Genomic DNA, 13,427 nt, shown 5'->3' with positions numbered 1-13,427 from the left:
AATGAGCAATTTTACACCAATAGACAAAGAATTTGATAAGAAGCATATTTGGCACCCCTACACTTCTATGCTTAACCCGCTGCCTTCATACGGGGTAACACATACACAGGATAACAAATTACACCTTGATACTGGTCAGGTATTAATCGATGGCATGGCCTCTTGGTGGAGTGCGATTCATGGCTATAACCATCCTAAATTGGTTAACGCTATTAAAGAGCAAGCCAATACCATGAGTCATGTTATGTTCGGCGGCATAACCCACTCGCCAGCAGTTGAATTATGTAAAAAGCTCATTGCAATAACACCGCAGCCTTTAAACCGCGTGTTTCTCGCTGATAGCGGCTCTGTCAGTGTTGAAGTCGCCATTAAAATGGCATTGCAATATTGGATAAGCAAAGGCTGCAAACGCAAAAACAAATTGATGACTGCACAAAAAGGTTATCACGGAGATACCTTTGCTGCGATGAGTGTCTGTGACCCTATAAACTCAATGCACAGTATGTATCAAGGCTTTTTACCAGAACATGTTTTTGTCAACGCGCCACGCGCCAAATTCAATGAGCCTGTTGATTTTTCTGAACTAGAACAACTGGAGCAAGCATTTAAGACCCATCATCAAGACGTAGCAGCCTTCATTATAGAACCTATTGTGCAAAACGCTGGCGGCATGAATTTTTACAACCCCGCGTATTTAGCCAAACTCAGGGAACTCTGTGATAAGTATGATGTGTTACTTATCTTGGATGAAATAGCCACCGGTTTTGGTCGCACTGGTAAACTGTTCGCCTGTGAACATGCTAATATCAGCCCTGATATTATGTGTATTGGTAAAGCGCTTACCGGCGGCACCATGACACTATCAGCAACACTCACCAGCGAAAAAGTCGCCATTGGCATTAGTGAAGGAGACGCGGGTGTGCTCATGCATGGCCCTACTTTCATGGGAAACCCTTTGGCCTGCGCCGTGGCAAATGCCAGCATTGATTTGCTGTTTGAAAATAACTGGCAACAACAGGTTACTCAAATTAACCAAGCGATGAGCGCATTAAAACGCTGTGAAACCTTAGCTGAGGTCGTTAATGTCAGAATATTAGGGGCTATCGGCGTTGTTGAAATAGACAAAAATGTCGATGTCGCTAAAATACAGAGGTTTTTTGTTGATCAGGGAATATGGATCAGACCATTCGGTAAACTGATTTATATCATGCCCCCTTACATCACAGAGGCTCAAGATATCGAGCGTTTAGCAAACGCCATATACCAAGCTATTGAGCAACAGCAATACTAGTGGTTAGATTTGGGCCGAGTGACGTTATCTCGGTCTCATTACCACCTGAACTGTTGCCGTTTTAGCACAGTTGAATGAATTTGCATGGCAAAAGCTGTTACAATGTACCGCTTTTACACAGCAACCAGTAAAAGTACGAGGATTTATGCAGCAAACCGTTCATTTGCAGCCTGCCCAAGCGTATCAAGCGCCAAGGTTTAAAGTTTATCAACATCGCCAAATCGACAAGATAGAGCAACTCGATAAGCTTCCTGAGCATTTACGTTTTGAAATGAAGGTTGTTGCGAACGTTTTCCCATTTCGTGTTAACAACTTTGTCATCGAGGAACTTATTGATTGGCACAAGGTGCCCAATGACCCCATTTTCCAGCTGACTTTTCCGCAACGTGGAATGCTCGATGATGAATCATATGAGCAGATGGCTGCGTTGCTCAAACGCACACATACACAAGATGAAGTGATTGAACTTGCCAATCAGATCCGTCACAACCTGAATCCTCATCCTGCTGAGCAAATGGAGAAAAATGTACCTCAGTTTCAAGGCAAGCGTATTGAAGGTATCCAGCACAAGTACAAAGAAACCGTGTTATTTTTCCCATCTCAAGGGCAGTATTGCCATTCCTATTGCACGTTTTGTTTTCGATGGGCGCAATTTGTCGGCAAGGCAACCCGCTTCAATAATCATGATGAAGAATTACTTCACAGCTACCTTAGCGCCAATAAACAGGTCACTGATTTATTAATGACGGGCGGAGATCCAATGGTAATGCGTACCATAAAACTACGTAATTACCTAGAGGCACTTAAGGGCCCAGACTTTGATCACATAAAAACCATTCGTATTGGCACCAAATCTCTTACCTTTTGGCCATTTAGATATGTGACAGACCCTGATGCCAAAGACCTACTGGCGCTACTCAAAGAGCTCGTTGATGCAGGCAAACATGTGTCCATAATGGCGCATATTAATCACAAACAAGAGCTACGCAGTGAAATTACCAAAGAAGCAATTCGACTGTTGCGTAAAACCGGCGTACAGATCCGCACTCAAGCACCTTTGCTCAATCATATAAATGTGGATGCAAATATGTGGTCACAAATGTGGAAGGAGCAAACGCAATTAGGCATGATCCCTTATTACATGTTTATCGAACGCGACACTGGTGCCAAAAGATACTTTGAAATACCCCTGTATAAAACGTGGGAGATATTTCGTGATGCCTATAAAAACGTATCTGGTGTAAGTAGAACCGTTCGCGGTCCTTCGATGAGCGCGGGTCCCGGCAAAGTAGAAATCAGTGGCGTCGCAACGATCCATGGTGAAAAGGTGTTTGTGCTGCGCTTTATTCAAGCGCGCAACCCTCAGTGGGTACAACAGCCCTTTTTTGCAAAGTATGATGAAAAGGCAACCTGGTTGAGTGATTTGCAGCCTGCGTTTGGAGAACAGAAGTTTTTCTGGGAAGATGAATACAACACCATGTAAAGACGCGTTGTAGTGGGATGAGTGCCAACCACCCTATTCTACTAAATTATCATTAAGTAAAAACAGGCGGAAAACAATGCTCAATTTATACCTCGATTTAAGTATTTTAATCGGCTTGGTGGTCATCTATGAAGCACGTTATATTTTGAATACCGCCTCAGTCCCCATCAATCGAATCGCCATCATCACGTCACTAATAGAATTTACTTGGATGGTAATTAGTATTACCGCCTTATTTAAACTTCCTTTGTCTGCGGTTCAGGTTTTAGTGCCAACGTTATACATCACCCATAATCTCATCGGCTGGGCATATGGTTTTATATTGGCAGCCAGGAGGCATCATGAAGAAGACTTTAAGGTCAGTATTCCGCGCTGGTACGCAATATTTTCTTACACCTTTGGTGTTGTTTTTACTGTGTTATGTATATTTGTCAGTTACAGTTCTCTGTAGAATAAACAAACACCACCTACAGGTAATCTAATTCGATACCTTAGCCATAAAAGGACTTGTAATGCGCAAAATATTTACCATTTTACTACTGAGCCAACTTTTACTGACGAAAGCTTTCGCTAAAGAAGCCGACTATCATATTGAAAAAGTTCAATATCAAAACCTTGTGGCGGAACTATACCTACCTAAAGCGCAGAACAAACTCGCTGCCGTCATTGCTTTTGGTGGCTCGGAAGGTGGATTGAGTGCAGGTAAAGCTAACGGTGAAATGATAGCCCCCCATGGAGTTGCCGTGCTTGGCCTTGCCTTTTTCGACGCACCGGGCATCGCTAAAACCCTTGACCAAATTCCTTTGGAGTATTTTATTCATGCCATTGACTATCTAGCTTCTCATCCAAAGATAGATGCCAATAGAATTGGCGTTGTCAGTGGTTCAAGGGGTTCTGAAGCGGCTTTTTTAATGGCAACGCATGATAAGCGTATCAAATCTGTGGTGGTGACCACACCCAGCAAGGTAGCATGGAACGGACTCACACAAGCAAAATCAGCATGGACCTACCAAGGAAAAGACATTCCCGCACTGGGACTAGCCCTTGATGGTAATGCCAAACTGTTAGAACGGTTTAGCGTGTCGTTACAGAGCAAGAAAAAAGTGGCACGATCACTGTTCAAATTTGAACAAATGAATGGCCCGCTACTGATGATCTCGGCGCAGCATGACCAAGTCTGGCCATCATACCAAATGGCAAAAGATATAGAACAATACTTAACTGAAAAAGAATTTGCCTACCCTGTGAAACATGACACCTATGCAACTGGCCACGGGTTTAGCCAACAAACGGCTCCAAAAATCAAACAGTCTATTGCCCAGCACATTGTCAAAACACTTTAGGCGTTTATCAGGGCCAACTTGTTACATTGGCCCATTTAAATTACTCAACCATTTCAATATCGTAGAGCGTACCAACCCCTTCATAATGTTGGCATTTTACTTCTACACGCTTAGTTGATGTATTCATTGATTTGTCACAGGTGAGGTTTTGCTCTTTCATACCATAGCGTTGAATGTAAAGCGCCACTTTCTCGTCAATTCTAGCTTTGAGAGGCGCAGGTGCAGCCCCATAGAATGCATCAAACTGTTCACGCCACTCGTTCACATTCACTTCGTTTGCAACACCGAGCCAACCCATACCAATGACTGTCGACTGCTCAACATATTGGCCCTTTAAAAACATAAAAGCCAATACATATTGCGACCCTTTGTAACCCCACATTGCAGGTTCTTTTAAGACTTTGAAAGCCTTTTCATACTCACCTCTACGGTAATACTTAATACCGTTCATTTCAGCTTTATCAAGTTTGGTTGGGTCGATGCGTATAATGCTGTCTGCGTCATTCGCTGTGCTAGCACAGCCACTGACAGTTAAAAGCAACCCCAACGAGATGAGTAAATTTGTAATTTTTTGCATTTCAATTCCAATATCTTTGATAAACAGCGCTCAACCATTTGATTATACAATAATCATCAATGCTGGCGCAGTTTTAGCAAGCCCTTGCCATTACCTTATGTCGACAAACTATTGATACCCAGAAAGCTTTTGTATAAGCATTACTTAGATGACTATATTGATGGCTCTAAATTAGGTATCATTAGCCCTACAAAGGGAACAATAATAAAATATCGGAGCTATTAATGAAACACCTTATGCTAAGTGCCGCAGCAATTATTGTGCTGGGTGCTTGCTCAAACAGCACTCACTCACCAAAAGACACGCCTTTTACCTCAGTGCAACAGCTAAAAAAAGTTGAAGTCAACGAAACAGTTTTTGGTCGACAAATATCAGACCCATACCGTTGGATGGAAACAGACGATAAAACCTTGCGCGAATGGATGTCTCACGCTGCTGACCAAACGGATGCAGCCTTAACCAGTCTACCGGGATACTCTGAACTGTATCAAGAGTTGCTCACACAAAGTGCCGTTGGTGATGTCGCTAATTCTTTATCACTGCATGGCAGCAAAGTTATTCATCTTAGCAAAAAAGAGCAGGATGAAATTGCTAAGTTATACATCAAGGACGGCAAACATGAACGTGTGTTAGTTGACCCAGCTGATTTTAAGTCCAATCCAGATGACAATACAGCCATACATAACTATCGTCTTTCTCCAAAGGGAAAAACCCTTGCTTTCCACATTTCTCCCAATGGTTCAGAGATAGGTCAGATGTATTTTATGGACGTGCAATCTGGTGCGTTACTAGATCATAAATTGCCAGATATTTGGGGCGAGTTTGAAGTTAACTGGATAGACGAAGATAATCTATTTGCAACTGTAATGAGCTACGTGGAACCGTCTGATCCGCTTCAAGGAATGCAGGGTGTTAGCTACCACTTGCCAAGTAAAAAATTAACTATCGAAATGGGACCTAATGCCCAATCACCATCGGCACCTCAGATAGCACTCAATGAATTTCCGATTATGTCAGCACAGCCAAATAGTGAATGGTTAATGACACGAACAGTCGGTGCCCGCCCTGACGGGAGATTACTAATCAAAAAGAAAACCAGCAAAAACTGGATCAACTTAGCAGGTTACGACGATCGCATTATCAGCAATACGTTAAAAGATGATGTGCTCTATTTTGTTACACAAAAAGATGCCCCTAACGGCAAGTTGATGAAATTAGATTTAGCTGTTTCTCAATCTCTTGACGATGCCCAACAGATCATAGCGCACAGCGACTTACTCATTCACGATGTTTTAGCAGCAAAAGATAAACTCTATGTACAATATAAAGAAAATGGCGTTCATGGCTTGTACGAAGTTAACGGTAACCAACACTCTATAGTACCGCTTCCGCAAAAAGGTGTACTGTCTGACCTAAGTGTTGACCCAGAAACTGGCACGCTGTCTTTTGGACTCCAAACACCAAAACAACCTAAAGCTTACTTCTATTACAACAAGGGGCAAGTCTCACAATCTGAGTTTGGCAAGCCTGCCGTAGAGGCACCCGAAGGCTTTGAAGTGATACGAGAATATGCGCTCAGTGCTGATGGCACCCAAGTCCCAATTACCATTTTTAAATCTGCCCATAGCGCAGACAAGGTCGCCCCCGCTATCATATATGGTTATGGTGGCTATGGTCGTTCACTTGAACCCTATTACCGCAATAAGATGTTTCCCTTTCTTAAAAAGGGGGCTATTTGGGCTAATTGTCATGTAAGAGGCGGCGGTGAAAAAGGCCGTAAATGGCACGAAGGTGGTCGAGGAAAAAACAAGCCTAATGGCCATGCCGATTTCATCGCATGTGCTGAGCACTTAGTTAAAACAGGTCGTAGTAAACCCGGTATGATGGGCGCTTATGGCGGAAGTATGGCCGGAACATTGATTGGCCCTGCCGTCCTGAAAAGGCCAGATCTATTTCAACATGCTGTGCTACGCGTTGCTATCTTAAACCCTTTGAGAGTCTTGCACGCCCAAAATGGTGCTAACCAACTTGGTGAACTTGGCGACCCTCGTACTCAAGAAGGATTTGAATCAATTTGGCATATGGATGCATATGAGCAACTAGAGCACGTAACCCGCTATCCTGATATCATGATTAGTGTAGGCTTAAACGATCAAAGAGTGGAGCTTTGGCAGTCAGGTAAATTTGCCGCGCGCTACGTTGAGCAAGGAAAAGGAGACCTTCTTATTATTCGTGCCAATAAGAAAGGTGGACACGGCGTGGGTTCATCCGAACAACAGTCTGCCAAAGTTTATGCTGACGTTTACGCATTTATGCTAAACCGCGCTGGACACCCTGACTTTCAAATAAACTAACTTTGTCTGGTTGATGGTGCCATGATAATTACGTGGCATCATCATTTTAGCGCTTAACCAATATAATAAAGAGTATTAGACAAACAGGTTCGTCGCATCGTTTGCTAATCCCACCGTTCACTCCTTGAACTTAGAATTTGCAATGATTTTGAAAAGCTAAAAATGTAGGCTAGCAACTCAAAGGTTCAAATTTGAGTGACTGTCCTTTTTAAGTAATAAGTAATAAGTAAAGCACTTCTAGCTGCCGTATGGCGACGAAAGCCAAAGAAACAGGTGCTTATACACTCAGATCAAGGTAGTCAATTTACAGGTTATGAGTGGAGTGACTTCTTAACAGAGCACAATCTAAAAGCTAGTATGAGCCGTCGAGGAAACTGCCACGATAATGCGGTTGCAGAGAGCTTCTTCCAGCTACTGAAACGAGAGCGGGTGAAGAGAAAAATATACGTAACACGTGAACATGCAAGATCTGACATATTCGATTATATCGAAATGTTTTATAACTCTAGACGCAAGCATGGTGAGGCGAATAATATGCCTCCACTGGCTTATGAAAAGTTAGAAGAATTCAAGCAAAGATCTGTCTAGTAAAGACTGATCGATTCAAGTTTACCTTAAGCTTTATCTTTCACTTTCACTTTAAAGTCTACTAAACACACAGTCTTAGATTTATCTGTTCTGTGATAGGCGGAATATGAATGGTAATATCTCATTTTAATATCATAGCCTTCATAAGGCGTAATAAGCTCAATAAAATTTCCTTTGAAACACAGTGGCATGTCACTAGCTAGAGAGTAAATCCTTCCTGCTTGTGTATTAATATGAAACTCACCTTTACTGGTATTAAGCTTTAGGATTGTCCACAAGTAATCTTCTCCTCTATTTGAAATGTGCCCTAGCCAAGTTTCTCTCAAAATTTCTGTAGAAATAAGGTTCGCTTCAAACGTTTTTACCTTATGAACATTATTGATATGTTCATAATTTACATAATTGGCTTTTTTTTCTTCATACTTTGTACTGTAAGTCATTAACTGGTACGCGACGATTGCAAGAACACTACCAACACATAAAACTGAGTGGTAAAACTTAAGGTTCTTTTGATACTCCTTATGCTTATAAAAGAGAAATACTAATGCCGATAACAATACAGTACTGATCACACTGGTGTGCAATAATTCTAAATGGATATCTAGCGCACTTGTCATCGCTGGCGAATAAATTGTGGTATAACTTGTCATAGTTTTTGGTGGGCAAAAACATGCCCACCTTTCCCTTTTAATGTTATCGTTTTATTGCTTTGTTAACCATTTGTACTGAGCCAAATGCATGTTTTGGAAACCATAGAAAAGCTCGCCCATACTACCTAAATCCCAAGATGAATTCTGAGAGGACTGTTGCCTAACAACATGGCCCGAGACACAGAATTTGAGTGACTGTCCTTTTTACTACTACGAACAAAGCCAACTGTTATTTGTCCGCGTTTACGACTTTGTTATGTTCTCTTATCACCATCACTCACTTTTTGTGATTTAACTTTCTTGTCTCTTTTATTGATTGAACCCAATAATATAAATTGTAAAGAACACCGATTAAGCAAATACAAGCAATCAGTAATGCTGGTAATGCAATAAGTAACATATTAGCTTTGTAACCAGCTATACCAATTACGACAGAAACTGCTCCTATAATTAGCTCGATAATTGCAGTTTCCCAATCCATTGTGAATGTTTTACTGATAGTCTTAGCTGCGTAATGATTTACTTTGAACCCCATAGACTAACTCCACTGAGAACCAAACGCCCAAATAACAGGCAAAAAATTGTAGGCTAAAATTAGCGACGAAGGAGCAAAAGCCAACTGTTTTTTGTCCTTGTTGATTTTCTTGTTAGCACTACGAACACCAAAACAAGCAAATAATAATTTATTGAACCGCCACCACTATAACCTTCACGATGCTCAACCTTTGCAATTTTTTCTTCTTTTACTCTCACTTTAAAGCGAGCCAGTTCTGCATCCAAATTAGCCGTCATATCTGTAACAGCTAAACCAAAACCTTCAAGAGACTTTTCAGCTAGCGTATCGTCAATTCCAACAGCAGTAGTTCTTTTTTCAAGTTTATTAACACCCGGAGCTCTAAAAAGCATCTTTTTACTTTTTATATCAAAAACAGCCGTATCAACAAAGGTTTGTATAGAGTTTTCATTACCAGGAATAATATACATCCCGACTATTGTCCAATAGAGTAAAGCAGCATTATTTTCAAGTGATTGTGTTACTTGGTCATAGGAAACTAAAGCCATTACGTCGACATCATAAAGCCTTCCTACTTGCTCCAAAGTAGAAAAACCTTCACCACCATTTAAGTAGGTACTTGGTATGATTTCAATACGATCAATGTAATCATATTTGAGAAATGATTTTTTGACTTTTTCAAGGAGTTCAACTTGATCCTTGCCGTGAATTCCATCTCTTTGCCAATTTTTAGATGGAACAAAAGCTAACCCAACTTTCACAGGCAATCTTAATACAGGAATTTCCGGTTCATGCTCCGTACGGCTTTCTTTGTTTGGATAAAGGAAATCCATCAAACTACTAGATTGTGTTTTTTTTCCTGTATTATTACTAATGATTGCGCTGCAAGATGTTAGTAAGATTACACCTAACATTATGACAAATACTCTTGATTTCATCGACAGTCCTCTTGGTAGTGCTAACGCCCGCCTAACAGGCGAAAAAGGCTTGGCTAAAATTAGGAACGAAGTGACGCAAGCCAAGCTTTTTGCGTCCTTTGTTGAGGCGTTTGTTATGCTCACAACACTCTGAAAGATTCCACCCATTGGTTATAACCATCTGTATTTTCATCCAACTTAGTAACTGGCTTCGGGGTATCCAACGGCAACACTTTTGAAATAAACGCAATTCTATTTTTATATAGTTTAATGGTACATATCCACGTGCTAGCTACGTTTTGGTAGGTTCCCTTAGCTAAGAATTTGTGAGAAGTAGAATCAGGAAAATTTCTTTGCTCTATGACATTAAACTGGCCAGTAGAGCTAAATCTTTTTTGAGAGTGTTCATTTACAATGTTCGGAAGAACTTTTTGAAATTGCTCAGTTGTCATTTCTTTTGGCAGTTTAACCCATTCAATAGTGTATAACCCTTGAGGAGTCCAGTAACCTGAACCAATGAAAAAATCGACGAATAATTGATTGGGGTAAACTGTGTCTTTGGCATTTGGATGAACCAACGAGGGTAAATTTACAATAAATTCATTATTTGGAGATGTATATGTCTCATTTTTAAAGTCCATCTTCCCTGAAACATTTAACGTCGAACATGACATCAAGAAAAAAGCTAAACCAAATATTGCTGCAATTCTCAAAATTAACTCCTGTAAGCATAACGCCGCGTTAAACGGCTTAGTAATGCTTGCTATAATGTGAAGCGAAGCGGAACCGAGCAAGCATTACGGTGTCCGATTATTTAAACGCCTTGTTATGTGACGTTTTTCCACACGACAAACCAGTTATTATCTGCACATCCCATTGCCTGAATTACCGCTTCATTATTAAAGCCTTGCAAACCTTGAAACTCAGTTAGCAATTCAGAGAATCCCTCAGCATCATTGGATATAGCAACACCTTTAGTTTTATCTTGATTCATTAGCATCCAATGTAAGTCATCAACAAAAGGACCTTCATCACTTGTGGTTATGGCTATCTCATCAATATCCTTCCACAGAATGTATTCTTCAATACTGTTTGGAACTACCCGCTTAATTCCGATTTTATCAAATTCAACGAATTCATTTTTGTGAACATCATCGGTTTCTTGATTCTTTCTACGGATTGGTTCAAACAAACTCACTAGTAAACAAAAACCAAAGAAGATAGTTCCCCATGGAATACCCTCTTCAGAATACGTAATAACTCCAGCAGCAACAAAAGCTATAGAAATAACAATCAATGTAATGTCTGAACGATTGTACGGAAATTTCATAAAGTCACATAACGCTTGCCTAACCGGCGCGAAATAGCAGGCTAAAATTAGCGACGAAGGAGCGCAAGCCTGCTGTTTTGCGTCCTTTGGTTTAGGCACTTGTTATATGCCTTTTACTCTGAAGTTTCGAATTCAAAGCCGCCAACTTTTTTGGCAACAATATTGTAAGCCCAACAAAATAACCTCTGCATAAAATAAAACATTACACCATAAAACAAAGGAGCTAAAGCAAAGAACAAAAATGGAAAATTAGGAATTTTCTTGCCATTGTTAGTTTCCATTTCAGGAGTAATAAAAAAGAAAAATAGCGCTATAAAGCTGAATGGCAGCGTTAGAATAGCAAAGGTAATTGCAAGGACTTTACTTGTTTGGTGACCAGAGATATTTGTAATTTGAACTTTCATATTGAACAGAATTCCCTTGGCATATAACAGTGTATTAGCGTGAATTCGCGTTAATATTCTACCCATTAGCCCTACATCACACCAGTTAACAAATTTAATTGCGCAAAATATTAGCATGTTAGTACTCTTTTTGTCCTCTGTAAGTTAACACCAGACAAAGAGCAAAACGAGAATCTACTTAAACGAGAAAGACATTTTAGATGTGATATTCAAAAAAACACTACATATCAATATATTTCATTAAAAAGTAGGCACCTTCTAGAGTTGCTCAGACCATTATTAACGGGGTAAAGCCATGGATATTTTGCGGTGTTTACTTATCCCTATATAAAACACCATTGTGCACATCGATTTTTAAATTGCTCCTTGCAATAAAAAAGCCCAGCAACATGGCTGGGCTTTTAATAATTAAGAATGAGTTAGCTCATTGCCATCATCATTTTTGCAGGGTTCTCAAGGTAGGCTTTCCATAGGTTGTTAAACCTTGCTATGGTGCCACCGTCGATCACTCGGTGATCGCCTGACCAGCTCACTTGCATAATCGCTCGTGATACCACATTTCCGTTATCATCAAAACGCGGTAAGTGCTGAAGTTTACCAAGTGCAACAATAGCAACCTCTGGTTTGTTGATGATAGGCGTCGCAGTGGTACCACCAATTGCGCCAATATTTGAGATTGAGATGGTGCCGCCTTTTAGGTCATCTGGCGATACACGGCCTTCTCTTGCAGCATCTGTTAAGCGCGTTACTTCTTGAGCAACCTCAACGATAGACTTGCTTTGGCAGCCTTTAATATTTGGTACAAGCAAACCTAGTTTAGAGTCAACAGCCATACCTATGTTGTGATCATCAAAATAAGTGATTTCTGTACACTCTTCATTCACTTGAGAGTTAACAATTGGGAACTCTTTGATAGCCAAAGACAGCGCCTTAATAAAGAACGGCATCATTGTTAGCTTAATGCCCTCTTTCGCATATTGATCTTTAAGATCTTTACGTAACGCGATGATCTCCGTGAGATCTATCTCATCGCTAAAGGTAAAGTGTGGAATGGTTGAAACAGATGCCACCATTTGTTTCGCCATTGCCGCCTTCATGCCACGAATTGGCTCTACGCGCGTACCACCCGTCGCTTGGGTCGTGCGTGTAGTTGTCGTAGTTTGCGATGATGATGTGGCTGTTTGAGCCCCGCCCTGTGCAAAGCGTGTAATATCTTCTTTGTAGACTCGACCATTTTTACCTGAGCCTGGAACTTGATTAATATCAATGTCTTGCTCGCGAGCCATACGACGCACAGCGGGTGAAGCAATGGCTTTTCCATTCGCAGGTAATTGTGCTTTGGGTGCGCTTTTTTGTTGTGATGCTTTAACGGTTTGTGCGGCGGCTTTCACTTCAACTTTTGCTTCTGCAGGCTCATCATTCATACCAGCCAAACGCATTTGGAATAACGGGCTATGTACCTTAGCAATTTCACCTTTTTGATAATAAAGCTTTTCCACTACACCATCGTGTTTTGCTGGGATCTGTACCAATGCTTTGTCTGTCATCACATCACAAACTGCTTGGTCTTCTTTGATCTCATCACCTTCTGCAACTAACCACTCGACAATTTCACATTCAACAATACCTTCGCCGATATCTGGTAAAATAAAGTCTTCAAGCGTTGATGAAGCTGTCGGTGCCGGCTGTGCTTCGTTATCATTTACGTCGCTGTCGTTAGCAGGCGCAGCACCCGCTACTTCCATTGCAAACAAAGGCTCATGTACTCTGGCAATTTCACCTTTTTCGTAGTGAAGTGTGGTGATCACACCATCGTGTACCGCTGGGATCTGCACCAATGCTTTATCGGTCATTACATCACAAATAGGCTGATCTTCTTTTACTTCATCACCTACTGCGACTAACCACTCGACAATTTCACATTCAACAATGCCTTCGCCAATATCTGGTAAGATAAATTCTTTAGCCATGACTAA

General features: G+C 40.9%; 13 protein-coding genes and 1 pseudogene. 6 read left to right on the top strand and 8 right to left on the bottom strand.

The genetic code is table 11. The features are described from left to right. Nucleotide 1: 1 nt before the first annotated feature. The 4 genes from bioA (at nucleotide 2) to C2M32_RS09510 (ending at nucleotide 4,117) form a co-directional block, all read left to right on the top strand. Complete coding sequence (bioA, locus tag C2M32_RS09525) at nucleotides 2-1,291, top strand: adenosylmethionine--8-amino-7-oxononanoate transaminase (protein WP_105168209.1); 1,290 nt, start codon at nucleotides 2-4, stop codon at nucleotides 1,289-1,291. Nucleotides 1,292-1,436: 145 nt separating this feature from the next. Then, on the top strand, nucleotides 1,437-2,774 hold the full coding sequence (locus C2M32_RS09520) for a KamA family radical SAM protein (protein ID WP_105169266.1): 1,338 nt from the start codon (nucleotides 1,437-1,439) through the stop codon (nucleotides 2,772-2,774). Nucleotides 2,775-2,850: 76 nt separating this feature from the next. Further along, nucleotides 2,851-3,225, top strand: coding sequence for a hypothetical protein (locus tag C2M32_RS09515; RefSeq protein WP_105168208.1), 375 nt, complete (start codon nucleotides 2,851-2,853; stop codon nucleotides 3,223-3,225). 61 nt (nucleotides 3,226-3,286) lie between these two features. Next, nucleotides 3,287-4,117: an acyl-CoA thioester hydrolase/BAAT C-terminal domain-containing protein gene (locus C2M32_RS09510; protein ID WP_105168207.1), complete on the top strand. Its 831-nt coding sequence runs from the start codon at nucleotides 3,287-3,289 to the stop codon at nucleotides 4,115-4,117. Nucleotides 4,118-4,157: 40 nt separating this feature from the next. Here the strand turns inward: C2M32_RS09510 and C2M32_RS09505 are convergent, their stop codons facing one another. Beyond that, a complete protein-coding gene (locus C2M32_RS09505; RefSeq protein WP_105168206.1) occupies nucleotides 4,158-4,694 on the bottom strand; it encodes a hypothetical protein in 537 nt (178 codons plus the stop codon). Between the two features lie 224 nt (nucleotides 4,695-4,918). On the opposite strand from C2M32_RS09505, the gene C2M32_RS09500 reads away from it, so the two are divergent. Both C2M32_RS09500 and C2M32_RS09495 read left to right on the top strand, forming a co-directional pair. Beyond that, a complete protein-coding gene (locus tag C2M32_RS09500; RefSeq protein ID WP_105168205.1) occupies nucleotides 4,919-7,048 on the top strand; it encodes a prolyl oligopeptidase family serine peptidase in 2,130 nt (709 codons plus the stop codon). 231 nt (nucleotides 7,049-7,279) lie between these two features. Continuing rightward, a pseudogene (locus C2M32_RS09495) lies at nucleotides 7,280-7,636 on the top strand (IS3 family transposase); the annotation flags it as partial. A 26-nt stretch (nucleotides 7,637-7,662) separates the two neighbouring features. On the opposite strand, the gene C2M32_RS09490 reads toward C2M32_RS09495, so the two are convergent. The 7 genes from C2M32_RS09490 to C2M32_RS09460 all read right to left on the bottom strand — a co-directional run bounded on the left by C2M32_RS09490 (nucleotide 7,663) and on the right by C2M32_RS09460 (nucleotide 13,421). Next, entirely contained in the window at nucleotides 7,663-8,286 is a 624-nt protein-coding gene (locus tag C2M32_RS09490) for a hypothetical protein (protein WP_105168204.1), read from the bottom strand. Nucleotides 8,287-8,563: 277 nt separating this feature from the next. After that, nucleotides 8,564-8,821 (bottom strand): hypothetical protein, encoded by a 258-nt coding sequence (locus C2M32_RS09485; RefSeq protein ID WP_105168203.1) that lies wholly within the window; start codon nucleotides 8,819-8,821, stop codon nucleotides 8,564-8,566. A 59-nt stretch (nucleotides 8,822-8,880) separates the two neighbouring features. Beyond that, nucleotides 8,881-9,738 (bottom strand): rhombotarget lipoprotein, encoded by an 858-nt coding sequence (gene rhlP / locus C2M32_RS09480; protein WP_105168202.1) that lies wholly within the window; start codon nucleotides 9,736-9,738, stop codon nucleotides 8,881-8,883. Nucleotides 9,739-9,857: 119 nt separating this feature from the next. Next, complete coding sequence (locus C2M32_RS09475) at nucleotides 9,858-10,430, bottom strand: hypothetical protein (protein ID WP_158678191.1); 573 nt, start codon at nucleotides 10,428-10,430, stop codon at nucleotides 9,858-9,860. 113 nt (nucleotides 10,431-10,543) lie between these two features. Further along, complete coding sequence (locus tag C2M32_RS09470; RefSeq protein WP_158678190.1) at nucleotides 10,544-11,047, bottom strand: hypothetical protein; 504 nt, start codon at nucleotides 11,045-11,047, stop codon at nucleotides 10,544-10,546. A gap of 113 nt (nucleotides 11,048-11,160) precedes the next feature. Then, a complete protein-coding gene (locus C2M32_RS09465; protein WP_158678189.1) occupies nucleotides 11,161-11,451 on the bottom strand; it encodes a hypothetical protein in 291 nt (96 codons plus the stop codon). A gap of 419 nt (nucleotides 11,452-11,870) precedes the next feature. Beyond that, nucleotides 11,871-13,421 (bottom strand): dihydrolipoyllysine-residue acetyltransferase, encoded by a 1,551-nt coding sequence (locus C2M32_RS09460; protein WP_105168198.1) that lies wholly within the window; start codon nucleotides 13,419-13,421, stop codon nucleotides 11,871-11,873. Between the last annotated feature and the right edge of the window lie 6 nt (nucleotides 13,422-13,427).

Source organism: Pseudoalteromonas sp. T1lg23B (assembly GCF_002964665.1).
GTDB lineage: Bacteria > Pseudomonadota > Gammaproteobacteria > Enterobacterales > Alteromonadaceae > Pseudoalteromonas.
Note: the sequence above shows the minus strand (reverse complement) of the source record. Positions and strands in the feature narration are given on the sequence as shown.